This is a genomic window from Streptomyces sp. NPDC050674, assembly GCF_040654575.1.
In the GTDB taxonomy this organism is placed as follows: domain Bacteria; phylum Actinomycetota; class Actinomycetes; order Streptomycetales; family Streptomycetaceae; genus Streptomyces.
This window is the reverse complement of sequence record NZ_JBFAIG010000026.1, coordinates 1-22,254: the sequence shown is the minus strand read 5'-3', so window position 1 is coordinate 22,254 and position 22,254 is coordinate 1. Positions and strand designations below refer to the sequence as shown.

19 protein-coding genes are annotated in these 22,254 nt (G+C 74.1%); 14 read left to right on the top strand and 5 right to left on the bottom strand.

Annotated elements, in window-relative coordinates; translation table 11 throughout:
• Window positions 1-33 precede the first annotated feature (33 nt).
• The 3 genes from AB0I06_RS31520 (at window position 34) to AB0I06_RS31510 (ending at window position 3,529) form a co-directional block, all read left to right on the top strand.
• The gene (locus AB0I06_RS31520) at window positions 34-645 is read left to right on the top strand and encodes a toxin-antitoxin system, toxin component family protein (protein ID WP_363122262.1); all 612 of its coding nucleotides are present in this window, start codon (window positions 34-36) and stop codon (window positions 643-645) included.
• Window positions 642-1,871: an MAB_1171c family putative transporter gene (locus tag AB0I06_RS31515; protein ID WP_363122261.1), complete on the top strand. Its 1,230-nt coding sequence runs from the start codon at window positions 642-644 to the stop codon at window positions 1,869-1,871. The genes AB0I06_RS31520 and AB0I06_RS31515 overlap by 4 nt, the downstream gene beginning before the upstream one ends.
• A gap of 257 nt (window positions 1,872-2,128) precedes the next feature.
• Window positions 2,129-3,529, top strand: coding sequence for an FAD-dependent monooxygenase (locus AB0I06_RS31510; RefSeq protein ID WP_363122260.1), 1,401 nt, complete (start codon window positions 2,129-2,131; stop codon window positions 3,527-3,529).
• 119 nt (window positions 3,530-3,648) lie between these two features.
• Here the strand turns inward: AB0I06_RS31510 and AB0I06_RS31505 are convergent, their stop codons facing one another.
• On the bottom strand, window positions 3,649-4,497 hold the full coding sequence (locus tag AB0I06_RS31505) for an SMP-30/gluconolactonase/LRE family protein (RefSeq protein WP_363122259.1): 849 nt from the start codon (window positions 4,495-4,497) through the stop codon (window positions 3,649-3,651).
• On the bottom strand, window positions 4,494-5,267 hold the full coding sequence (locus tag AB0I06_RS31500) for an IclR family transcriptional regulator (protein ID WP_363122258.1): 774 nt from the start codon (window positions 5,265-5,267) through the stop codon (window positions 4,494-4,496). Before AB0I06_RS31500 ends, AB0I06_RS31505 begins: the two co-directional genes overlap by 4 nt.
• A gap of 225 nt (window positions 5,268-5,492) precedes the next feature.
• Between AB0I06_RS31500 and AB0I06_RS31495 the strand changes: the two genes are divergently transcribed.
• Entirely contained in the window at window positions 5,493-7,529 is a 2,037-nt protein-coding gene (locus AB0I06_RS31495) for a TerD family protein (RefSeq protein WP_363122314.1), read from the top strand.
• Between the two features lie 40 nt (window positions 7,530-7,569).
• Here the strand turns inward: AB0I06_RS31495 and AB0I06_RS31490 are convergent, their stop codons facing one another.
• Together AB0I06_RS31490 and AB0I06_RS31485 are read right to left on the bottom strand one after the other, a co-directional pair.
• Entirely contained in the window at window positions 7,570-8,814 is a 1,245-nt protein-coding gene (locus AB0I06_RS31490; RefSeq protein ID WP_363122257.1) for a helix-turn-helix domain-containing protein, read from the bottom strand.
• A 2-nt stretch (window positions 8,815-8,816) separates the two neighbouring features.
• Window positions 8,817-8,969, bottom strand: a complete 153-nt coding sequence (locus AB0I06_RS31485) for a hypothetical protein (protein ID WP_363122256.1) — start codon at window positions 8,967-8,969, stop codon at window positions 8,817-8,819.
• 214 nt (window positions 8,970-9,183) lie between these two features.
• On the opposite strand from AB0I06_RS31485, the gene AB0I06_RS31480 reads away from it, so the two are divergent.
• From AB0I06_RS31480 to AB0I06_RS31435, 10 genes are all read left to right on the top strand, one after another.
• Window positions 9,184-10,179 (top strand): DUF3068 domain-containing protein, encoded by a 996-nt coding sequence (locus AB0I06_RS31480; RefSeq protein WP_363122255.1) that lies wholly within the window; start codon window positions 9,184-9,186, stop codon window positions 10,177-10,179.
• A 219-nt stretch (window positions 10,180-10,398) separates the two neighbouring features.
• Entirely contained in the window at window positions 10,399-11,586 is a 1,188-nt protein-coding gene (locus AB0I06_RS31475; protein WP_363122254.1) for a glycosyltransferase family 4 protein, read from the top strand.
• Complete coding sequence (locus AB0I06_RS31470) at window positions 11,583-12,362, top strand: class I SAM-dependent methyltransferase (protein ID WP_363122253.1); 780 nt, start codon at window positions 11,583-11,585, stop codon at window positions 12,360-12,362. The genes AB0I06_RS31475 and AB0I06_RS31470 overlap by 4 nt, the downstream gene beginning before the upstream one ends.
• Window positions 12,359-16,531, top strand: coding sequence for a DUF3367 domain-containing protein (locus AB0I06_RS31465; protein ID WP_363122252.1), 4,173 nt, complete (start codon window positions 12,359-12,361; stop codon window positions 16,529-16,531). Before AB0I06_RS31470 ends, AB0I06_RS31465 begins: the two co-directional genes overlap by 4 nt.
• Complete coding sequence (locus tag AB0I06_RS31460) at window positions 16,528-17,775, top strand: condensation protein (protein ID WP_363122251.1); 1,248 nt, start codon at window positions 16,528-16,530, stop codon at window positions 17,773-17,775. The genes AB0I06_RS31465 and AB0I06_RS31460 overlap by 4 nt, the downstream gene beginning before the upstream one ends.
• Window positions 17,772-18,518: a methyltransferase domain-containing protein gene (locus tag AB0I06_RS31455; protein WP_363122250.1), complete on the top strand. Its 747-nt coding sequence runs from the start codon at window positions 17,772-17,774 to the stop codon at window positions 18,516-18,518. The genes AB0I06_RS31460 and AB0I06_RS31455 overlap by 4 nt, the downstream gene beginning before the upstream one ends.
• A 3-nt stretch (window positions 18,519-18,521) precedes the next feature.
• Window positions 18,522-19,439, top strand: coding sequence for a hypothetical protein (locus tag AB0I06_RS31450; RefSeq protein ID WP_363122249.1), 918 nt, complete (start codon window positions 18,522-18,524; stop codon window positions 19,437-19,439).
• Entirely contained in the window at window positions 19,436-19,657 is a 222-nt protein-coding gene (locus AB0I06_RS31445; RefSeq protein ID WP_363122248.1) for a Trm112 family protein, read from the top strand. Before AB0I06_RS31450 ends, AB0I06_RS31445 begins: the two co-directional genes overlap by 4 nt.
• Entirely contained in the window at window positions 19,654-20,481 is an 828-nt protein-coding gene (locus AB0I06_RS31440) for an FkbM family methyltransferase (RefSeq protein WP_363122247.1), read from the top strand. Before AB0I06_RS31445 ends, AB0I06_RS31440 begins: the two co-directional genes overlap by 4 nt.
• Window positions 20,447-21,103, top strand: a complete 657-nt coding sequence (locus AB0I06_RS31435) for a hypothetical protein (RefSeq protein ID WP_363122246.1) — start codon at window positions 20,447-20,449, stop codon at window positions 21,101-21,103. The genes AB0I06_RS31440 and AB0I06_RS31435 overlap by 35 nt, the downstream gene beginning before the upstream one ends.
• Before the next feature lie 38 nt (window positions 21,104-21,141).
• Here the strand turns inward: AB0I06_RS31435 and AB0I06_RS31430 are convergent, their stop codons facing one another.
• Entirely contained in the window at window positions 21,142-22,020 is an 879-nt protein-coding gene (locus AB0I06_RS31430; RefSeq protein ID WP_363122245.1) for a hypothetical protein, read from the bottom strand.
• Window positions 22,021-22,254: the final 234 nt, after the last annotated feature.

Sequence of the window (22,254 nt, the reverse complement as noted above, 5' to 3'; positions counted from 1 at the left end):
AAGCCGCCGGCCCGGTGGTGAGAAGGGGGAGCGATGGACATCGCGGGCGCGCGAACGATGGCCGCCCGAGTCAGCGCCGCGCTCGGGCGTTCGCGCCGTGGCGCGGCCATGCGCGGTCTGGCCGCCGACCTCACCGCCGCGGTCCGCGCGAGACCCCAGGCGCCCGCCGACGTACGGTCGTTGTGCCGGGCGCTGTGCGAGGAGATGAGCGCACGGCGCGACGGGCGGCCCGTGGAGCTGCGTTTCGAGCGCTTCCCGGACGAGATCGAAGTGACCGGCCTGTGGGTGGAGTTCCAGGACTTCGACCTCGTCATCGTCGAGGAACGGGCCGAGGCCGTGCAGCAGTTGGTCATCCTCGGGCATGAGCTGTGGCATCTGCACGCGGGGCACGGGCATCACCACGGGGCGGGTGCGGCGGCGGCCCACGCGTTCGCCGACCGGCCGGGGTGGGACGACATCGCGCTGGCGATGGCCGCCCGCAACGGCTCCCGGGAGCGCGACGAGGCCGACGCCGACGCCTTCGGGCACCGGCTGGCGGCCGGATGCCGGGCGCTGCTGCCGGGCGGGCGCGGACCCGACGTACCCCTCGAACCCGTGCAGCGGTCGCTGTACTACCGGGGGCCGCGAGGAGGTGCGGCACCGTGAGCACGGTGGCGCTGACCCCCGTCGAGTTCGTCAACCAGTTCTATCCGAACTTCTGGTGGATCCCCGCGGGGGTCCTGGCCGCCGCCCTGGCCATCAAGCTGCCGAGCATCATCCGGCTCTGGCGGGACCCGATGCTGCGCGCGGTCGGCGGGCTGCTGCTGCTCGCCTGCGCGGTGTTCGTCTTCGTGGCGCCCTCGACGATCGCCCGGGTCAACCGCCTCACCGGGGTGGCGAACTTCTCCGGACCCTGGGTCTACTCGCTGCTCACCGCGTTCTGCGCCTTCTGTCTGCTGCTGATCATCGCCTGGCGCAACGGCCTGTCCGACCGCTCGGCGCGCACCCGGCGGGCGATGCGCGGGGTGGTGGCGGTCTACTCGGGTGTCATCGTCGCGATGTGGGTGCTGTTCGCGCTCGCGGACGTGCCGGAGGAGCGGCTGCGGGATCTCGACACGTACTACGCGAACACTCCGTACATGCGCGAAGTGATCGTGCTCTACCTGCTCGCGCACACCGCGGCCGCGCTGGTCACCAACGGGCTGATCTGGAACTGGGTCCGCACGGACGGGCTGGACTCGCTGCTGCGCTGGGGGCTGAAGTTCCTCGGCGTCGGCTACGCGGCGCAGTTGCTCTTCGACGCCGCCAAGATCAGTGCCGTGGTGGCCCGTTGGTCCGGGCGGAACGTGGACTGGCTGAGCACGGCCGTCGCCCCGCCGCTCGCCTGCCTGTCCGCCGTGCTCATCGCGGTCGGCTTCATCCTCCCGCACGCCGGGCAGTACCTGCACGGCCGCTGGCACGTCCGGCTCGCCCACCGTGAACTGCGGCCGCTGTACCTGCTGATGCGGACCGTCAACGGCGAGGGGGTGCCGTTCCTGCTGCGCGCCACGCCGGAGCTGCGGCTGGTCCGCCGGGAGACGTTCATCCGCGACGTGCTGCTGCCGCTCGCCCGGCACATCGACGAGGACCGGCGGGAACGGTTCCACGACGCCGCCCTCGCGCTCGGCCACCCGCCCGACCGGGCGAAGGTGCTCGCCGCCACCGTGGCGATTCTGGACGCGGCCGAGGCGCGGAACCGGTCAGGGGAGGACGACGGCACCGGCGCCCGCGACACCACGGAGCTGCTGCGCGAGATCGGCGCCGTGTCCCGGGCCCTGCGCCGCACGGAGGACCTCCGCGCGATCCGCGCCCTGGCGCGTGACCACCTGGAGGGCAGGTCGCTCGCCGGCTGACCCCTCCCGGGCCGTTGCGGCGGCCGTGCGTCGCGTGCCCGGCCGGAGGCACGGGCGGGGCCCACACACCAGGGCCCCCGCACGCGGGGGCCGCGCGTACGGTGCGTGAAGGTACGGTGAGAGCCGTCCGGGACGAGGCCCGCACGGCTCGAAAGCCGGTGCCGGCGGACGGTGTTGTGCGCTGCACGGCCGTGGCCGGACGCCGGGGAAATGCCCGCAGGGCGAAGGAGCCGTCATGGCTGAGTGCGAGGAGTCGCATGTCGCGTAGAGCTGTCGTCATCGGTGCGGGGCTGGCCGGCATGCTGGCCGCGGCGGCCCTGTCCGCCGTCGCGGACGAGGTGGTCGTGCTCGACCGCGACGATCTGCCCGAGGGACCGGAGCACCGCAAGGGCCTGCCGCAGGGACGTCACGCGCATCTGCTCATGGCCGGCGGACTGGCCCCCATGGAGGACCTGGTGCCGGGCGTGAGCATGCGCAAGCACCTGCTCGCCGCCGGTGCGCACGAGATAGCGCTCGGCTCGGGCATGGTCGCCCTCACGCCCGAGGGCTGGTTCCGGCGCTGGCGCCACCCCGGGCCGCGGATGCTGACCTGCACCCGGGCCCTGCTCGACTGGGCGGTGCGGGGTGCCGTGCTGGACAGCACGGGCGTGGTGATCCGCAAGGCCCGGGTGCTGGAGCTGACCGGGTCGCGGCAGCGGGTGACCGGGGTCCGCCTGTCGACCGCGGCCGGGGAGGAGCGGCTCGCCGCCGACTTCGTCGTGGACGCGAGCGGCCGCGGCTCGCGGATCGTGACCTGGCTGGCGGGGCTGGGCGTCCACGACGTGCGCGAGAAGACGGTGGACGCCGGTCTGGTCAACGCCACCCGTCTCTACCGCACCCCCGAGGGCGCCGGGAGCTTCCCGCTGACCATGGTGCAGGCCGATCCGTACCAGGGGCGGCCCGGCCGCAGCGGCATGGTGCTGCCGATCGAGGGCGACCGCTGGATGGTCAGCCTCGCCGGCACCCGGGGCGGTGGCGAACCGCCGTCCGACCCGGACGCGTTCCTGCGGTACACCCTGGACCTGCCCGACCCCATCGTGGGCCGGCTGATCTCCGGCGCGCAGCCGCTCACCGAGGTCCACGTCAGCCGCAGCACCAGCAACCACCGGCGGTACCTGGAGAAGGTGCGTTCCTGGCCCGAGCGCCTCGTCGTCCTCGGTGACGCGCTGGCCACGTTCAACCCCGCCTACGGGCAGGGCATGTCGGTGGCCGCGCTGGGCGCCCGGGAACTCGGCCGCGAGCTGCGGCGGTCCCGCCTCGACGCGCCCGGGCTCGCCCGGCGTGTGCAGCGGCGGGCGGCGCGGCCGGTCCAGGCCGCGTGGACGATGGCGGTGAGCCAGGACGTCTGGTACCCCGGGACGCGCGGGGGCTCCCCCGGGGTCGCCGACCGTCTGGTCACGGCCTACACCCGCCGCATGATCCGCACGGCGACCGGCTCCTACACGGCGGCGTCGGCGCTCTGGGACGTGATGAGCATGACGACGGGACCGACCCGGCTGCTGCGGCCCTCGACCGTGCTGGCGACGCTGAGCGGGCCACCGCTGCCGGCGGCGGTGGGGGCGCCGCTGACGGAGGAGGAGCGGGCGGTGCTGCGGCGGCTGGACCGGACGGGGGGCTGAGGCCGGGCGGTACCGGTCCGGTGGACCGGACGAGGGCTGAGGCCGGGCGGTACCGGTCCGGTGGACCGGACGAGGGCTGAGGACGGGAGGTACCGGTCCGGCCCGTGCCCAGCCCTTCGTCAGCCGGCGAACGCGGGCTGGGCCACTCCCTTGCCCGCCCCGGGCACCACGAACAACGACCCAGCCAGCGCGGGCGGCTCGGTCAGGCCCACGCGGGCGGTGGTGATGTACAGGTCGCTCAGACCGGCCCCGCCGAACGCGCAGGCCGTCACCAGCGGCACCGGCAGCCCGATCACCCGGTCCAGCTCACCGTCGGGGGTGTACCGCCGCACCGCCGAGCCCTGCCACAGGGCCACCCAGACGCAGCCCTCGGCGTCCACGGTCAGCCCGTCCGGGAAGCCCGCGCCGTCCTCGATCACGGCGAGGGTCCGCCGCCCGGAGATCCGGCCGTCCGCGTGGTCGAAGACGTCGATCCGCCGGGTCGGGGAGTCGATGTAGTACATCAGCCGCCCGTCGGGGCTCCACCCCGTGCCGTTGCTGACGGCCACGTCGTCGAGCACGACCTCGGCCGTGCCGTCACCGGTGACGCGGGACAGCGTGCCGCCGCCCGGCGCCTCGTCGTAGCGCATCGTGCCCGCCCAGAGCGTGCCGTCGGGCGCGACGGCGGCGTCGTTGGCGCGGCGGCCGGGGACCGGCTCGTGGTGCAGCCAGCCGAAGCCGCCGCCCGGGTCGAGCAGGCCGATGCCGTCGCGCAGGTTCAGCACGAGCCCGCCGCCGGCGCGCGGCTTGACGGCGCCGATGTGCTGTTCCGTGCGGCGGACGGTGCGCCGCCCGGTGGCCGGGTCGTAGGTGTGCAGACGGCAGCCGAGGATGTCGATCCACAGCAGCCGGCCGGCCGCCGCGTCCCAGGTGGGCCCCTCGCCGAGCTCGGCCTCGGCCCGCACCGCGACCTCGTACGGCGTCGTCATGCCACGCTCCGGTGCCCGAGGTGCTCGGACAGCTCGGCGGCGCCCTTGGCGGCGAGCTGCTCCAGCTCGGCGCGGCGCTCCTCGCTCCAGCGGATCATGGGCACGGAGATCGACAGGGCGGCGACGACCTGCCCGGTGCGGTCGCGCACCGGCGCGGCCACGCAGGACACGTCCGGGTTGGACTCGCGGTTCTCCACGGCGAGGCCCCGCTCACGGATCTCGGCCAGGGCCTCGCGCAGAGCGCCCGGGTCGGTGATGCTGTTGGGGGTCATGCCGATCAGCTCGGCGTCGTCCGGGATGCGGGCGGCGAGCTCCGGCTCGGGAAGGGAGGCCAGCAGCATCTTGCCGACGGAGGTGCAGTGGGCGGGCAGCCTGCGCCCGGCCGCCGACACCATCCGCACGGCGTGCGTGGAGTCGACCTTGGCGATGTAGATGACGTCCGTGTCCTCCAGGATCGCCACGTGCACGGTCTCGTCGCAGGTCTCGGCGACGGTCCGGGCGACCTGCTGTCCCTCGGCCGCGAGGTCGAGCTGCTCGGCGTAGCGGGCGCCGAGCTGGTACGGGCGCACACCGAGCCGGTAGCGTCCGGGCTGGCCGGGCATCGGGACGATGTACTTCCGGGCGGCGAGCGTCGTCACCAGTTCGTGCACGGTGGTGCGCGGCAGCTGGAGCTTGCGCACGATGTCGGGGGCGGAAAGCGTCCCGTCCCCGTCGAGAAAGAGCTCGAGAATGTCGAGAGCCCGGGTCACGGCTGGTACAAGGCGTCCCACGACCGGCCCCCTCCCTATTACGTCTCAGGCGCCTGTGTTCGAGATTTCAACAGGCGATCGGCATGACGAACACAGGCTAGCCATAGAGGTATGCCCGGGCAATGGGCGGGGGCCCCGCGACCGGAAACCCACGAGCGGCCCCCCTGCGCGTGGTGTGCACATTAAAGTGCCCGATGTGCGACACGTCACAGGTGTCGCGGGGTGGGGGGAAATGCTGTGCGTGACATGACCATGGGCGCGAACGTGTCCTTGACGGACCTGAGCGAGAACGTCGGCTCCGCGATCGTCAGTCTGGGCTGGTCCAGCCCGACCGGGGAGGGCGACGCCGACGTGTCCGTCCTGCTGCTGGACGGACGCGGCAAGGTCCGCAGCGACGCCGACTTCTACTTCTACAACAACCCGGTGGCGGCCGACGGCAGCGTGCAGCTGCTGGGCAAGGAGCCGACCGGGGACGGCAGCGAGGACCGGATCAGTTTCGACCTGACCGCCGTCCCGGCCGAGGTGGAGCGGATCGTGGTGGCCGCGAGCCGTTACGAGGGGGCACGCTTCGGTGAACTGGACGACCTGAAGGTGACGCTGGCCGACGCGGGCGGCGAGAGCCTCCTCCGGTTCGTCATCGAGGACGCCGGCCAGGTGAGCGCGATCATCTTCGGGGAGCTGTACCGGCGGGGCGAGGAGTGGAAGTTCCGGGCCGTCGGTCAGGGATACGAGAGCGGCCTGGCGGGGCTGGCCACCGACTTCGGCGTCGACATCGAGGACGACGAGGCGGAGCCCGGGACGGAGCCGGCACAGGAGCCCGCCCTCGGCGCCCCGGACGCCCCGGACGCCCCCGGCGCTCCGGACGCCCCGGCGCAGGCGACGCTCCAGGCGGTACCGGCACCGCGCCCGCCGGCCGAGGAGGAGGCCGGGCCGAGGAAGCGGGCCGCCCGGCCCCGGACCGCGAAGAAGAAGGTCACACCGCCCAGGCCGCCGGTGAGGAGCCTGGCCGAGAACGAGTCCTGGAGGCAGGCCCGGCTGTTTCCGGTGTCGGCGCTGAAGAACGACCGGGACCGGGAGACGCGGGCCACGTCGGTGCTGCTGTCGGTGATGGCCCAGGTGCCCCGCTTCGGCAGACGCCTCACCGCCCCCTTCGGCGCGCCGTCCGGCCGTATGGAGACGTTCACCGAGGTCTCCCTGCCGCACGGGGACACGCCCCGGCGCCCGGACGGGGTGATCCGTGTGGAGCGTGCCGGCAAGCTGTGGACAGCGCTCGTCGAGACCAAGACCAACGGCAATCCCCTGAAGTCCGACCAGGTGCAGGCCTACATGGACATCGCGGCCCGGCGTGGCTACGAGGCCGTGATCACCCTGTCGAACGACGTCGCGCTGGAGGGCAGCCCCCTGGTCGACGTGAAGATCGACCGGCGGCGCAAGCACCAGGTGGCGCTGTGGCACCTGTCCTGGGCGGAAGTGGCCCACCAGGCCCAGATGCTGATCCGGCACGAGGGCGTCGGCAACGCGGCGCGCACCTGGCTGCTCCAGGACCTGCTGCACTACCTCCAGCACGACAACTCCGGCTGCCACGGCTTCCAGAACATGGGCGCGGCGTGGGTGCCCGTACGCAACGGCATCAACGACGAGACGCTCTGCCAGGGCGACCCGCGCGCGCTGGAGGTCGTGGAGAGCTGGGAGCGGCTCATCCGGCAGGTGTGCCTGCGGCTCGGGGGTGAGCTCGGGCAGAAGGTGCTGCCCGCCCAGCGCACCCGGCGCGGCACCGATCCCGGGGCCCGCCGCGCCCGGCTGGCCGACCAGCTGTGCCAGGAAGGCCGGCTCCAGGCGGAATTGCGTGTCGAGGGGGCGCCCGGCCTGCTCACCATCGGCGCCGACCTGCGGACCGCCAGGCTGCGCACGTCGGTGGAGATCCCGGCGCCCGAGCAGGGTTACCCCCTGACCTGGGCCAAGCGCCTGGTCCGGCGTCTCGCCGAGGCACCGGCCGACCTGCACGTCGAGACCCTGGTCGAGGGTGGGGCGGGTGGCCCGCGCGGCACGCTGGAGCGGCTGCGCCCCGAACCGGCCGACCTCCTCCCGAAGGACGGTTCCACCCGTATCACCGGATTCCGCCTGTCCCTCTTCAAGAGCATGGGGAGCGGCCGCGGCAGTGCCGAGTCCGGTTTCATCCGCAGCGTCGACGACGCCGTGCTCCGCTTCCACACCTCGGTGGTGGCCCACCTGGACGCTCCGGCCTCCGGCCGGGCGGCGGCCAAGGAGCGGGCAGCGGTGTGAGGCGGGGCGGCAGTGTTCGCCGGCGGGCGTGCCGCCCGGCTCACCGCCGCCCCCGTGTCCCTCCCAGCTCCCCGCGCAGCCGCTGCGCCCGCAGGACCAGTTCCAGTTCGAAGCGGCGGTCGGGGTCGTCGATCTCGTCGCCCCACAGTTCACGGATCTGGCGCAGGCGGTAGCGGACCGTCTGGGGGTGGACGCCGAGGCGGGCGGCCACCTCCGGGGCGCCGCCGCGGGTTTCCAGCCAGGCCAGGAGGGTTTCGGCGAGGCGGCGGCCATGGGTGGGGCCGCAGTGGGTCAGGGGGGCCAGGCACCTCAGGGCCAGGTCGTCGATGAGTTCCTCGGGCTGGAGGAGGACCAGGGCCTCGGTGTGTTCGGTGCAGTAGAGGACCTCGCCGGCGGGCAGGAGACCGCGCTCCATCAGGCGGACCGCCGCCTCCGCCCAGCGCAGGGACTTCGCGGCGTCGGTGAGCGCGACCGGCGGGCCGATCGCGCCGGACCAGCCGGTCAGGGCCCGGTGCATGAGCTCGGAGCGGCCCGCCGCGTCCGGCTCGGGCACCACCATGCGGGGTTGCTCGTACTCCATGTCGAGCAGGACGCCCTGGCCGACGGCGGGGGCCATGGCCTCGCGGGCCGGGCGGAGCAGGACACCGACCGCGACCTTCGCCGGTAAGGGCCAGCCGATGCGGGCGGCGCGCTCGGTCAGGGCCTCGGCGGGGTCGCCGCGGTGGTGCTCGGTCAGGAGCAGCTCCATGAGGCGGCGTTGCAGGCGCAGGCGTTCGCCGGCCTGGCGGGCCGCGGCCTCGGCGTAGCCGCGTACCGACTGGTCGACCAGGCCGTCGAGGTACTCGTAGCCCGCGTCGACGAGTTCGTACATGGCCGGGGGCGGGATCTCCACGCGCTGGCCGATGTCGGCGAAGCGGCGCCAGGCCAGGCGTACGCCCATGCGGTAGATGGCCTGGAGGGAGTCGAGCGAGCGGCCGTCTCTGCCCTCGCCCCGGCCGAAGTCCTGGAAGACGCCGGGCGGGACGGTCGGGCGGCCCTCCGAGTGCTCCAGGTGCTGCACGAACACCTCGATGGCACGGCGGATGCCGACCAGGGCCATCGGCTCGCCGGAGTCGTCGAGGACCACGGGCAGGTGCGGGTACTCCCGCTGAATCTCGCGGAGGATCTCCTCGGCGAGCTCGGGCGCCTCGGCCATGGCGATCGCGGCGAACCGGCGCACCTGGAAGCGCGGTACGTCGTGCCAGGCCGAGCGCGTCGTGAGGGCGGCGGTGCGGGCGGCCGTCACGGTCAGCCCCCCTGACCGTCTTGCTCGTAGGTGATCAGGGGGGTGTTGGGCTGGTCCGGGGTGGCTTCGAGCAGCGCGACCACGCCCAGCGCGGCGCCCACGGCGAGGGCGGCGGCGAGCGCGACGGTCAGCGCGGCGGCGAGCAGTCTGGACATCGCAGGGTCAGCCTCTCTGTCCGGATGCGTCCGGAGATGGTCCGGAGGTTGCCCCACCCCGGCACCCCGTCCCTGCCTGTCGCGCCCAGTCTCGACAAGCATTGACACCCCGTCAAGAGCGGCCTACGGTTCCCGGCCCAACCGCACGCGCCGTTTCCCCCGCCGTGCCGGCCCTGTCGTACGTCGAGCCGCCCCAAGCCACTGGAGTGCCCGGATGCGCCGTACAACCTCCCCCTTTTCCCTGGTCCTGCTGGGTCTCGGCACGTTCCTGCTGGTGCTGGCGCCCCTGCTCGCCTGGTACGTGGAGCCGCGTGCCGCGGTGAACCCGATCGACATCGACACCACCGCCGTCTACACCGGCCGGGGCAGCGTCTTCGACACTGACCGGATCGAGACGGTGCCCGACCGGAAGATCACCGTGACCCAGCGGGTGCGGGGCGACGTCGAGGACAGCGAACGCAGTGGCAACGCCGTCTGGGACGTGACGACCACGGTCGACACCGACAAGTCGCTGCCGGCCGCCGACCCGCACGACGCGCTGGACTTCGTGCCGCACCGCTGGGTGATGGACCGCCGGACCACGCGGCCGGTGCACTGCTGCGGGGAGAAGCCGTACATCGAGGGCGAGGCGTATCTGAAGTTCCCCTTCGACGTGCGGAAACGCTCCTACCAGTGGTGGGACAACACCCTCGGCGACACGGTCGTGCTGCGCTACCGGGGCACCGCGAAGATCCAGGGCTACACCGGCTACAAGTTCACCGGCTCGGTGCCGCCGACCCGGACCGGCACGCGCATGGTGCCCGGCAGCCTCGTCGACCAGCCGGAGCGGCCGCAGGTGCTGGCCGAGGAGTGGTACGCCAACCACGGTTTCGAGCTGGTCGTGGACCAGGCGACGGGGCGTGTGATCTACGCGCAGACCGGCCCGCGGCGCACCCTGCGGGCGCCGGGCGGGACGAAGGACGCGGCGGTGCTGCTGGACAGCCGGAAGGTCTCGTTCACGACCGCGACCCAGAAGGAGGCCGTGCGGCAGGCGAAACGGGACAGCGGCCAACTGCGCATGGTGGGCACGACGTTGCCGATCGGGGCCGCGGTGGGCGGTCTCCTGCTCGCGGCGGCGGGGGGTGTTCTCCTCGTGCGCGGGCGGAAGGAGCCGGAGAACCCCGTTCCGTCCGATACATCCGGTACGCCCCAGCCCACTCTCACGATGTGATGTGACGTCAGGTCCAACAAAGCCCGAAATTGTCACGCCGGTGAGTAGCCGTGGCGAACGTCCGGGCGAAAACTGTCCAACCCCACCCGAGCACTCCCCGTCCACACTCCCCTCCCAGGAAGAGTTCAGGCTCCCCGCGGGCCACCCCACTGCGACGAACCCGTCCCCCCACGTCTTCCCCACGCCGAGTTCCGCACCCCGAGACGAGTTGGAGCACCCATGCCCCAGCACGTGCCGTCCCCTCCCCCACTCTCGACCGCGCTCGAGCGGGGGCACCCCCACCGCGCCGCGTCCCCCAGCGCGTCGCAGCACCTTCCGGCGCTCCCCCCACCTCCGCGCCGGATCGTCTTCCTCGCCCACCGCGATCTGGACAACCCCTCCGCCGGCGGCTCCGAGCTGCTGGTCGACAGGCTCGCCGACGGCCTGACCCGCCTGGGCCACCAGGTGACCCTGCTGTGCGGGGGCCCGGCCTCCTCGCGTGACTACCGGGTCGTGTCGGCGGGCGGCCCCTACGGCCACTACGTGCGCGCCCGGTCCGCCTTCGCCCGCCGGGTGGGCGAGTGCGATCTGCTGGTGGAGGTGTGCAACGGCATGCCGTACCTGGCGCCGCTGTGGCACCGGGGGCCGACGCTGACCCTGGTCAACCACGTCCACACGGACCTGTGGAAGATGCGTTTCGGCGGGCCGCTGGCACCGGCGGCGCGGATCGGCCGAAGACTCGAACACTGGGCGCTGACCGGGGCGCGGCAGCGGAACCTGCTCGTCGCCGTGTCCTCCTCGACCGCCCAGGCGCTGCGCGCGATCGGGGTCGAACGGGACCGGATCAGAGTCGTGCACAACGGGGTCGAGGAGCCGGGCCCGAGGGCCGACCGCTCCGCCGAGCCGCTGTTCGTCGCCGTCGGGCGGCTGGTCGAGTACAAGCGGATCGATCTGCTGCTGCGGCTGTGGGAGCGGGTCCGCCCCGTCACCGGCGGCCGGCTGGTGATCGTCGGTGACGGGCCCGAGCGCGAACGGCTCGAACGGCTCGCCGGTCCCGGCGTGGAGTTCACCGGGTACGTCACGGAGGCCGAGAAGCACCGGCTGCTGTGCGCCGCCTGGCTGTTGCTGCACCCTTCCGCCGTGGAGGGCTGGGGTCTGGTCGTGACGGAGGCCGCGGCCCGGGAGACACCGAGTGTGGCCTTCGACGTGCCGGGTCTCAAGGACTCGGTGGTGGACGGTGAGACCGGCGTCCTCGCCCGAGGCGAGTCCTCGTTCGCCGCGGCGTGGTGCACGCTGGCCCTGTCCGGGCGGCAGCGCGAGCTGATGGGCAAGGCGGCCCGGGAACGGGCGGCGCGGTTCCGGTGGGACCGTACGGTCCGGCAGTTCAGGGCGGTCGCCGCTGAGGCGGTGAAGGGCTGGGCCCCGTGACACCGTCCCTGCGCAGCCGCCCCCGGGACGGCACGTCCGTCCGCCCGGCCTGGAAGGACCCGTCGCTGCGGCGCTCGGTCGCCCTCTTCCGTGCCTTCCTCCACGAGCAGGACGATCCCGGGGCCTGCTACGCGCTGCTGGCCCGGGACGCCGTCGATCAGGTCGAGTCCTGCGACGGGCCCGTCGCAGGGCGTACCGTCCTCGATGTCGGCGGCGGCGGCGGGTACTTCACCCGGGAGTTCCGGCGGCGCGGGGCGCACGCGTTCCTCTTCGAGCCCGACCCGGCCGAACTCGGCGGGAACCCGCCCGACGCGGCCGTCGTCGCCGACGGATACCTGCTGCCCCTGCGCGACGGGGTCGCGGACGTCACCTTCTCCTCCAACGTGCTGGAGCACGTGGCTGACCCCGAGACGTTCCTCAGCGAGCTGGCCCGGGTGACGCGGCCCGGCGGACTGATCTACGTGTCGTTCACCAACTGGCTGTCCCCGTGGGGCGGGCACGAGTGGGCCCCGTGGCACTGGTTCGGCGCCGAGCGTGCCCGGGCCCGCCACCAGCGGCGGACCGGAAAGCCCGCCAAGCACACCCTCGGCGAGAACCTCTTCGCCGTGCACATCGGCCCCACCCTGCGGCAGGTGCGCGCCCGGGACGACGTCACGGTCGTCTCGGCGCGCTCCCGCTACTGGCCGTTCCTCGCGGAGACCGTCGTCAAGGTGCCCGGCATCCGTGAGTTCGCCACCTGGAACCTCCTCCTCATTCTGCGGCGGTGTCCCCCATGACGACCACGGTCCAGGCTCCTCCCCCGGCAGCCGTCCCCACCGCGACCACCCCGGGCCCGCCCGACGGTCCGCGGTCGCGGCGCTGGCTGCTGGGGTTCTGGGCCGTGGTGTTCGTGCTGTTCCTGGCGGTGCGGCCGGGGCGGCAGACCTTCGACACCAAGCTCGGCGTCACGGTCGACCCGGGGCAGTTCCTCGCGGACCTCGGCCAGTTGTGGCACGACCGGGCCGGGTTCGGCGGGATCCAGGACCAGTACGTCGGCTATCTGTGGCCGATGCTGCCGTTCTACTGGGTGTGCGACCTGGTGCGGCTGCCGGTGTGGCTGGCGGAGCGGCTGTGGCTGTCGCTGATCGTGTCCGTCGCCTTCTGGGGGGCGCTGCGGCTGGCCGAGCGGCTGCGGGTGGGCAGCGGGGCGTCCCGGCTGCTCGGTGCGGTGGCGTACGCGCTGTGGCCGGTGTTCACGACGGTCATCGGGTCGACGTCGGCCGCGGCGCTGCCCGGCGCGTTCCTGCCGTGGGTGCTGCTGCCGCTGACGAACGAGCGGTACACCGCCCGGGTCGCGGCCCTGCGGTCGGCACTGCTCGTGCCGTTCATGGGCGGGGTGAACGCCTCGGCGACCCTCGCCTCCCTGCTGCCGGCCGGGCTGTATCTGCTGTCCCGGCCGTCCGGGCCCCGGCAGCGCAAGCTGATCGCCTGGTGGGCTCCCGCCGTGATCGTGGTGACGGCCTGGTGGTGGGTGCCGCTGCTGCTGCTCGGTGTGTACGGCGAGAACTTCCTCCCCTACATAGAGACCGCGCGGACCACCACGGACACCATGTCGGCGACCGAGGCGCTGCGCGGCGCCGGGAACTGGGTCGCCTATCTGCACCTCGGTGACGCCTGGCTGCCGGCCGGCTGGAGCGTGGCCTCCTCCGTCGTCGTGATCGTGTGCTCGGCGCTCGCGGCCGGACTCGGACTCGCCGGCCTCGCCCGGCGGGACGTGCCCGAGCGGCGGTGGCTGGTGCTGACGGTGCTCGTGACGGCGCTGGTGCTGCTCGCCGGGTACGGCGGGGCGTTCGGGGCGCCGTTCCACGGGGTCGTGCAGGGCTGGCTGGACGGGTGGCTGTCGCCGTTCCGCAACATCTACAAGTTCCAGACGGGCCTGGCGCTGGCGCTCACCTTGGGCCTGGCGCATCTGGTGGGGGTGGCCGCCGAGCCGCGCGGGGCCCGGCGGGTGCGCGGCCGGCGCTTCGCCCCGCTGGTCGCCGCGGTGCTGATCCTGCCCGGCCTGCTGTGGCCGTACCTCAACGGCTCGATCCTCAACCCGGGTTCGTTCCGGAAGCTCCCCGCCTACTGGCAGGCCACGGCCGACTGGCTGGAGAAGTACTCCCCCGACTCGCGTGCCCTGGTCGTCCCGGCGACCGCGCACGGCGTCTACACCTGGGGCTCGCCCATCGACCAGCCGCTCGACGTGCTCGCCGAGTCGCGCTGGGCGCAGCGCGACTACGTGCCGTTCGGCACGCCCGGCAACCGGCGCGCCATGGACGCCGTCGAGCAGGCCCTGATGTCCGGCGCTCACGTGCCGGGACTGGCCGACTACTTGAGCCGGGCCGGGCTGTACTACGTCGTCGTACGCAACGACCTCGACCCCGACCAGATCGGCTACGTGCCCACCACGACCGTCAAGCGCACCCTCGAACAGTCGGGGTACGAGCGGGTGACGGGCCTCGGGCCGGTGATGACCGGCGGCCGGATCGCGCGGGACGCGCCGCTCCAGGTGGAGGGTCTTTACCCGCGGCAGCGGGCCGTGGAGATCTACCGGCCGACGGGGGACGACGTGATCCGGCCCGGGCAGGCCGGTCTCGCCCCGGTCGCCGACACGGCCGTGGTGTCCGGCGGGCCGGAGGCGCTGCTGCCGCTGGCGGAGCGGCTGCGGGGCCGGGCCACCGTCCTGACCGGCGACAACCACCCCGGGCTCGGCACCCCGGCCGTGCAGGTGGTGGGTGACGGGCTGCGGCGGGCCGACACCCGCTTCGGGCTGGTCAGCTCCGGCACCTCGTACACGTACACGCGCGACGAGCGCAACGCGCCGGACGCCTTGCAGGACCCGGGGGAGAAGCCGCGCCAGATCCTGCCCACCGAGGGCACCGGTCACCAGACGGTGGCCGAACTGCGCGGCGCCCGTTCGGTGTCGGCGTCCTCGTACGGCAACTGGCTGTTCCACCTCCCGCAGTACGACCCGGTGAACGCCTTCGACGGCAACCCGGACACCGCGTGGGCGGAGGGCGCGCCGGACACCCCGGACGGGCAGTGGCTGCGCATCGGCTTCACCGGCTCCTTCGCCATGCCGTCCTCCTTCGAGGTCACGCCGCTGCCGCAGGAGAGCGTGCGGGCGGCCGCCACGAAGGTGCGGGTGGAGACCGAGAAGGGCTCGCGGACCAGTTTCCTCCGGCCGAACGGCACGACCCAGCGCGTCAAGGCGCCCGCGGGGGCGACGGACTGGATGAAGCTGACGATCGTGGACTCCGTGGCGCGCCGGGCCGGTCTGACCGGCGCGGGCTTCTCCGAGATCGACCTGCCGGACGTGCGGGTGACGCGGCTGCTGCGGCTCCCGGCGGACGCGCAGGACGCCGCCTCGGCCGCGACCGTCGTCTCCCTGCACCGCGCCTCCGACCCGACCGGCCTGTCCGCGACCGGCACCGAGGCCGGCCTGCACCGCCGCTTCACGACCCCGGCCGCCGGGACGTACGAGGTGAAGGCGAGCGCGGTGCCGCTGCCGGGCGCGGAACTCGACGAGCTGCTCTACGAGGTCGCGCCCGAACAGCAGGCCCGGATCGTCGCCACCGCCGACTCCACGGCGGGCCTGGGCGCGGGCCTCGCGGCACGCAACCTCACCGACGGCGACCTGACCACGGCGTGGATCGCGGGCGACCGGCCGACGATCCACCTGCGCTGGCAGGGCAAGCAGCCGGTCGGCGAACTGGTCCTGGCCCCCGCGGGGGGCCTGTCCGCCCGGGCCTCCGAGGTGCACATCAGCTCCCCGGACGGCGCGGCCATCGCCGCCGTCGACGACAACGGCTGGGTCCGCTTCCCGCCGATCACCACCGACCGGCTCGACATCACGGTCACCGACACGGCCCCGCTGACCCTGCACAACCCGGTCGCCGACGAGGACCTGCGCCTGCCGGTGGGCCTCACGGAGGCCTACCTGCCCTCCCTCGACCAGTACCGCACCCCGCAGCCGGACGGCACCCGGACGTTCTCCCTGCCGTGCGGAAAGGGGCCGGACGTGGCGCTGGACGGTGAGCTGTACCGGACGAGCGCCAAGGGCACCGTGCGGGACCTGGTGGAGCGGCGGGGTGTGCGGGTGACGCTCTGCCAGGAGGACCGGGACGACACCGAGGTACGGCTCCCCGCGGGCGACCACCGGCTGGAGGCCGGGGACGCCGGCCCGCTCGCGCTGACGGAGGTGACCCTGACCCGGGGCACGGTCCCCGAGACCGCGGCGGCCGGACGGGACCTGCGGATCCGGGACTGGCTGGGCGACCGGCGCGCGGCGACGGTCGGCTCCGGCGCGGCCTCCTACCTGACGACCTACGAGAACTTCAACGACGGCTGGCGGGCCACGCTGAACGGCAAGGAGCTGACCCCGGTACGGCTGGACGGCTGGCAGCAGGGCTGGCGGGTCCCGGCCGGGGCGGGTGGCGAGGTCGAGCTGTCCTACGAGCCGGCCACGACGTACGACGCCGCCCTGATCGGCAGCGGCGCCGGCATCGCGGTCCTGCTGGGCCTGGCGCTGTGGCGGCGCCGCGCCCCCAACCCGGACGCGGCCCAGCCCGCCCCGCCGCTGCCCGGCCTGTGGCTCGGCACGGTGGCGCTGACGCTGGCCGGCGTGGTGATCGCGGGCTGGTTCGCGCTGCTGGTCCCGGCGCTGGCGCTGCTGGCCGCGCGACGGCACGCCCTGCTGGTGCCGATCGCCTTCGCCGCCCTGGCCGGTGCGGGCATCGCCGCCGCGTCCGGGGCGGGGGAACCCGTGGGCGCGGGTGAGGGCGCGTTCGGGCACCTGGCCCAACTGCTCGCACTCATCGGCCTGTTCGCGGGGCTGGTGAGCCTGCGCGAGGAGCCGCCGCCGTCCGGCGCGGCGACGCGACGGCTGCCGGGGAAGGACAACGGGGAGGGCAAGCCCGCATGACGGCACCCGCACGCATTCCGTTCCCGGTGGTGGACGAGGTGTCCCGCCACTGCCTCCAGGAGGCGGAACCGGAGACGGTCCACATCGAGGTGCACCTGCCGGGCCCCCTCGACCGGGCGCGGCTGCGCAAGGCGTTCCTCGAGGCGCTGCACCGGCATCCGCGCATCCTGATGCGGGAGGCGCGGGGGCCTTGGTACCGGCGGCGGTACGAGTGGGAGCTGACGCCGGAGCCCGATGTGGAGGTGGTGACCTTCGCCCCGCCGGGTCCGCGGGCCCTGCGGGACGCCAGGACCCGGGCCCTCACCGACGCACCGCCGTTGTCGGTGTCCCCGCCGATACGGCTGGAGGTGGTGGACTCCGTCCTCCTGCTCACCATCAACCACACGGCCCTCGACGGCCCGGCCTGCCTGCGCGTGCTGGCCACGGCCGCCGAGCTGTACGGGGGCCGGGACAACGCCCCGGCGGCGCCCCCGGTCCGCCCCGCCGAACCACCGCGGGACGTCCCCGACACCCCGGCCGGTTGGGCACCCCCGGCGCGGGTGGCGCACGGCACCCCCGAGCCCTCCCCCGGCAACGGCCTGCTCGTCGCCGAACTCCCCCTCCCGCACCGCCCCAAGGGCTCCCCGTACACCGTCAACGACCAGCTCATGGTCACCACGGCCCTGACCATCGCCCACTGGAACCGGGAACACGGCGCCCGGCCACGCCCCCTGCGCATCACGATGCCGGTGGACGACCGCCCCCGCGACGCGACGATGCCCATCGGCAACGGCACCCGCCTGGTGGAAGTCCCCTTCGCGCCGCGGGAACTGGACGTCACCGACATGCCGGCCCTGCTGCGCCGCACCGCGGAGCGCACCCGGGCCCTGAAGGCCCTGCCCCGCCCCCAGCTCGGGCACGGCGCGGCCCTCCTGACCGCGCCCTGGGCGCCGGTCACCGCCCGGGCCGCCCTCACCCGGGCCCTGCGCCGGGCCGCCGCGCCCTGGACGTCGACGACCCTGCTCAGCAACATCGGCCGCATCCCCTATCCGCTGGACTTCGGTGCGGAGGCGGGCCGGGCGCACGCGGTCTGGTTCTCGGCGCCGGCCCGGATGCCGCGCGGCCTGACCGTGACCACCGCCTCCACGGCCGGCCGTCTCCACCTGGCCCTGCGCTGGTCGAAGGCCCTGCTCGGCCATGGCGACGGCGCCCATCTGCGCGACCTCTTCGAGCACTACCTGCACACCACGGAGGTGACCCCGTGACGACGCCGGCCACCACCGGACGCCCACCCCGGGACCTGCGCGACTTCTACGAGAACCCGGCCGTCCCGGTCGCCTCCGGCACCCCGCGCAGCCTCCGCCAGGCCCGGATGCTGGCCCGCGCCCTGAGCGGCCCGGCCGGCGCGAGCCCGCGGACGATCCTCGACATCGGCTGCGGGGACGGCACCGCCGCCGCCACCGCCGCCCCGCTCCTGCCCGGCCACCGGATCGTCGGCGTCGACTGGTCCCAGGACGCCCTGCGCCGCGCCCGCACCCGCATCCCCTACGCGGTGCGCGGCGAACTCACCGGAGGCGGCCTGCCGTTCGCCACCGGGTCGGCCGACGCCGTGCTGTTCAGCGAGGTCATCGAGCACCTCGTGGACCCGGACGCGGCCCTCGACGAGATCCGGCGCGTGCTGCGGCCCGGCGGCCATCTGATGCTGTCCACACCGAACCTGGCCGCCTGGTACAACCGCGGACTGCTGCTGGCCGGGGTGCAGCCGGTGTTCTCGGAGGTCAGCCTGCGCGGCATCCACGGCCGTCCGGGCCGGGAGGTCGTGGGGCACCTGCGGCTCTACACCGCCCGCGCCCTGCGGGAGTTCGTCGCCGCGTCCGGGTTCACGGTGGAACGCCTCGAAGGCGCGCCCTTCCACGGCGTGCCGCGCCCGCTGCGGCCGCTGGACCGGCTGGCCTGCGCCCGGCCGCAGCTCGCCTCGATCCTGCTGCTGCACGCCAGGAGGACGTGACCCATGTGGTGGGGCGTGGCCGCGGCGCTGCTGGCGAACACCCTGTACAGCCTGGGCTTCGTACTGGAGAAACGGGCGCTCGGCTCCCTGCCCGAGGTGACGATCCGCCGGCCGGCCCGGCTGCTGCGCCTCGTCCTCGGCAGCCCCTTGTGGATCGGCGGGTCCCTCGCCCTGGCCGCCGGTTTCGCCGCGCAGCTCGTCGTCTACCGCACTCTGCCGATCGCCGCCGCGCAGGGCATCTTCGTCTCCGGCCTGGTGCTGCTGGTGCTGCTGTCGGCGCGGCTGCTCGGCGAGGAGACCTCCGGCCGGGAGCGGTACGCGCTGGGCGCGATCCTGCTGGCCCTGCTGATGGTGGTGCTGTCGCTGCGGCAGGGCGGGGACACGGTCGGCCAGGACGCGCCCTACCCGCTGATCCTGCTGGTGTGCGTGCCCTCGCTGGCGGCCGGGGTGTGGCTGTACGCCTCCGCCGAGAGGCGCTCCCGCAACCGGCACCGGCGCCCGACGACCGGCGTGGAGTACGGCGTGGCGGTGGGCCTGCTGTACGGCGTCAGCTCACTGGCCATCAAGGGCGTCTCCGGCCGTCTGACGACCGGCGGGATCGGCGGCGCCGCGCTGGACCTGCTGAGCTCCCCCTATCCGTATCTGCTGCTGTTCACCGGCGTGTTCGGGCTGGTGATGTCGCAGGCGGCGCTCCAGCGCTGCCGGGCCTCGCTGATCGTGCCGGTGTGCACGACCGTGACCAGTCTGTTCACGGCGGTGCTCGGCACGCTGTCCTTCGGCGAGGCCCTGCCGGACGAGCCGCTGCGGCTGGGGCTGCGGGTGGCGGGCACGGCCCTGGCGGTGGCCGTCCTGCTGACCATGCCGAAGCACGACACCACTCCCCGACCCTCCCCACCCGCCAAGGAGCTGGCATCCCCATGAAGCCCGACGACCCGCTGCTGAAGATCCTGGCGTGCCCGATCGACAAGGGCCCGCTGCATCTGCTGGCCGACGAGGCCGGACAGGAGGAGGCGCTGTACAACCCGCGCCTGCGCCGCCGTTACCCGATCACCGACGGCATTCCGCAGCTGCTGCCGTCCTCGGGCGAGCAGGTGCCGGACGACCGGCACGAGGAGATCCTCAGGAGGATGGCGCCGTGACCAGCCTGGCAGCCCGCCTCGCCCCCGTCCTGCCCGCCCGGCTGGTGGCCGCGACGGCCCGGGCGCTCTACCCCCGCTTCGAACCGGAGCTGGCCCGTCTCGCCGAGCTGTGCCCGCCCCGCTGCGGTACGGCGGTGGACGTCGGCGGCTGGTACGGGCCCTGGACGCACCGCCTCGCGGGCCTCGCCGAGCAGGTCGTGACGATCGAGCCGGTGCCCCATCTGGCCCGGCTGCTGACCGCCGCCGCGCCGGGGAACGTCCGCGTGATCCGGGCGGCGGCCTCGGACCGCCCGGGCATCGCCCGCCTGTGGCTGCCGCCGGACGACTCCGGCGACCGGGGCGTGTCCTCGCTGGTGCGGCGCGACATCCACGGCCGGGCGCTGGACGTCCCCTGCGTCACGCTGGACGAACTGGGCCTGCGCGACATCGGCTTCATCAAGATCGACGTGGACGGCAACGAACCCGCGGTGCTGCGCGGGGCCACGGGCCTGCTGGCCCGCGACCGGCCGGCGCTGTTCGTGGAGCTGGAGTCCCGCATCCAGCCCATCGCGCCGGTGGTGACGTACCTGGCCCTGCTGGGCTACGACGGCTGGGTGCTGCCCGGCGACACCTGGGTGCCGCTGTCCGGATTCCCCCTGGAGAGCCACCAGGCGGACGCCTCCTACGTCGTCTCCCACGGTCTGCTCCGCCGGGTGCTGCCCTCCCCCGCCCTCAGGGGCCCGCGCTACGTCAACTCCGTGCTGTTCCTGCCCGACGGCCGCCGCCCGGGCATGCCCCGGGTGGGCGACGATGGGACGCATGCCCTCCGCGAAGCGCCCCGCTAGCCCCTTCACCCCGCTCGACTTCCAGCTGGTGCTGCTGCGCCGCATGGCCGATCACAACCCGGGCCTGGTGGAGGACGCCCGCCATGAGCTGGGCGTGTCGATCGCGGACATGCGCGAGGCCAACCGGCGCTGGCAGTCGATGGTCCGCTCCCCGCGCTCCCGCGCACCCCTTTCCCTCCCCCAAGTTCTCGGCTCCGCTCGAACAGGGGGGACCCCCATCCGCCAGGTGCTGGGCGAGCCGGAGTCCCGCACGCCGCGCCGGATCGGCGACCTGGACTGCGAGGCCTGGCTGTGGCCGGTGCCGCTCTGGCCGTCCTTGCGCTTCGAGGTGCTGACCGCCCCGAACCGCGCGGTGTGGAACGAGTGGCTGGTCCGCGCGCCGGGCGCGAAGGGCCCTGAGCTGCGCACGCTGGACGACCTGACCCCCTGGTCCTGCACGGTCGACGAGGCGGCCCGTGCCTTCGCCCCGGCCCGCCCCCTGGAGGGCACGGCCCCGACCCGGTGGGGCCTGGCGTTCACCGCGCCGGACGGGCGGGGGGTGCGGCGGGAGGCCGTCGCGGAGTTCACCTGGGGGCTGGTGCAGCGGGTGTCGGTCACCGGCGCCCAGGGCCGGGACGCGTGAGGTCGTGCCCCGACGGCGGCGGTCCCCGCCCGGCGCGATCAGCCGGCGGCGGCCAGGACCGCCCGTACGACGCGCGGCACGGAGTCCGGGTGCAGATCGAGGAACAGGTTCGGCTCGATCAGCTCCAGCTCCATTACGCACGGCTCCCCGTCCGGGCCGGTGGCGAGGTCCACGCGGGCGTACAGCAGCCCGGCGTCGACGGGCACGGCGGCCAGGGCCCGCTCGGCCACGGCCAGTTCGGCGGCGGTCGGCTCCCAGCGGCGCAGGTCGGGGTGGGCGACCTTGTCGGCGTCGTACGGCGTGCCCGGCGCGAGGACGGCGCCCTTGACGCTGGCGTGCAGCAGGCGCCCGCCGAAGTACTGAAGGGCCCGCTCGCCGTACGTGTCGATGCCGCTCAGGTAGGGCTGCACCATGACGGTGAACCCCTCGGCGTGCATCCGCTGGACCTGCCGCAGGGCGGCGTCGCGCTCCCCGGCGGGGTAGCGGGCGGCGTACCGGGCGCCGGCCCCGGAGGCGGGCTTCACGACGTACTCGCGGTGGGCGGGCAGCTCGACGGGGTCCCCGGGTGCGGCGTACCGGGTCGGCACGGTGGGCACTCCGGCCGCGGCCAGCTGCCCGAGGTAGCGCTTGTCGGCGTTCCACCGCACGACAGCGGCCGGATTGGCCAGCCGTGTCGCCTTCCCGCACCGCTCGGCCCACGCCGTGAACTCCTCGGCGCGCCAGCTGTAGTCCCAGGTCGAGCGGATGAGGGCGAGATCGAACCCGGCCCAGTCGGCCGCGGGGTCGTCCCAGTGCACGGCCACGGCGTCGGCCCCGGCCTGCCGCAGCGCCTCCACCAGCACCGGCAGGTCCCGGTCCTTGTGCTCCTCGCCGCGCGGGTCATAGGTCACGACGGCGATACGCGGGCTGCCGGCCACGACGACTCCCTCCTCGTACGGGCGATCGACTCGATGTCCGTACGCAGGCTAACAACCACACGCGAACCGCAGCGGTCCCACCCTGAGCGTCCCGGACCTGGACCGCGGGCGTTTCTTTCGGCGGTCGATGGTGTACGGAGGGATCGTGGCGGGTGGTCCTCCCCGGCCGGGGAGCCGTCTCAGGGGGGTGGCTCGTGCGCCCCTTCACAAGCTCGGATGGGGTGTGTGTTATCC

Bases quoted from the DNA above. Each gene is read 5' to 3' on its own strand.
- AB0I06_RS31450 (WP_363122249.1), top strand. From the start codon at position 18,522: ATGTGGTGGGGCGTGGCCGCGGCGCTGCTGGCGAACACCCTGTACAGC.
- AB0I06_RS31460 (WP_363122251.1), top strand. From the start codon at position 16,528: ATGACGGCACCCGCACGCATTCCGTTCCCGGTGGTGGACGAGGTGTCC.
- AB0I06_RS31485 (WP_363122256.1), bottom strand. From the start codon at position 8,969: ATGTCCAGACTGCTCGCCGCCGCGCTGACCGTCGCGCTCGCCGCCGCC.
- AB0I06_RS31495 (WP_363122314.1), top strand. From the start codon at position 5,493: ATGACCATGGGCGCGAACGTGTCCTTGACGGACCTGAGCGAGAACGTC.
- AB0I06_RS31520 (WP_363122262.1), top strand. From the start codon at position 34: ATGGACATCGCGGGCGCGCGAACGATGGCCGCCCGAGTCAGCGCCGCG.
- AB0I06_RS31510 (WP_363122260.1), top strand. From the start codon at position 2,129: ATGTCGCGTAGAGCTGTCGTCATCGGTGCGGGGCTGGCCGGCATGCTG.
- AB0I06_RS31465 (WP_363122252.1), top strand. From the start codon at position 12,359: ATGACGACCACGGTCCAGGCTCCTCCCCCGGCAGCCGTCCCCACCGCG.
- AB0I06_RS31480 (WP_363122255.1), top strand. From the start codon at position 9,184: ATGCGCCGTACAACCTCCCCCTTTTCCCTGGTCCTGCTGGGTCTCGGC.
- AB0I06_RS31435 (WP_363122246.1), top strand. From the start codon at position 20,447: ATGGGACGCATGCCCTCCGCGAAGCGCCCCGCTAGCCCCTTCACCCCG.
- AB0I06_RS31505 (WP_363122259.1), bottom strand. From the start codon at position 4,497: ATGACGACGCCGTACGAGGTCGCGGTGCGGGCCGAGGCCGAGCTCGGC.
- AB0I06_RS31445 (WP_363122248.1), top strand. From the start codon at position 19,436: ATGAAGCCCGACGACCCGCTGCTGAAGATCCTGGCGTGCCCGATCGAC.
- AB0I06_RS31475 (WP_363122254.1), top strand. From the start codon at position 10,399: ATGCCCCAGCACGTGCCGTCCCCTCCCCCACTCTCGACCGCGCTCGAG.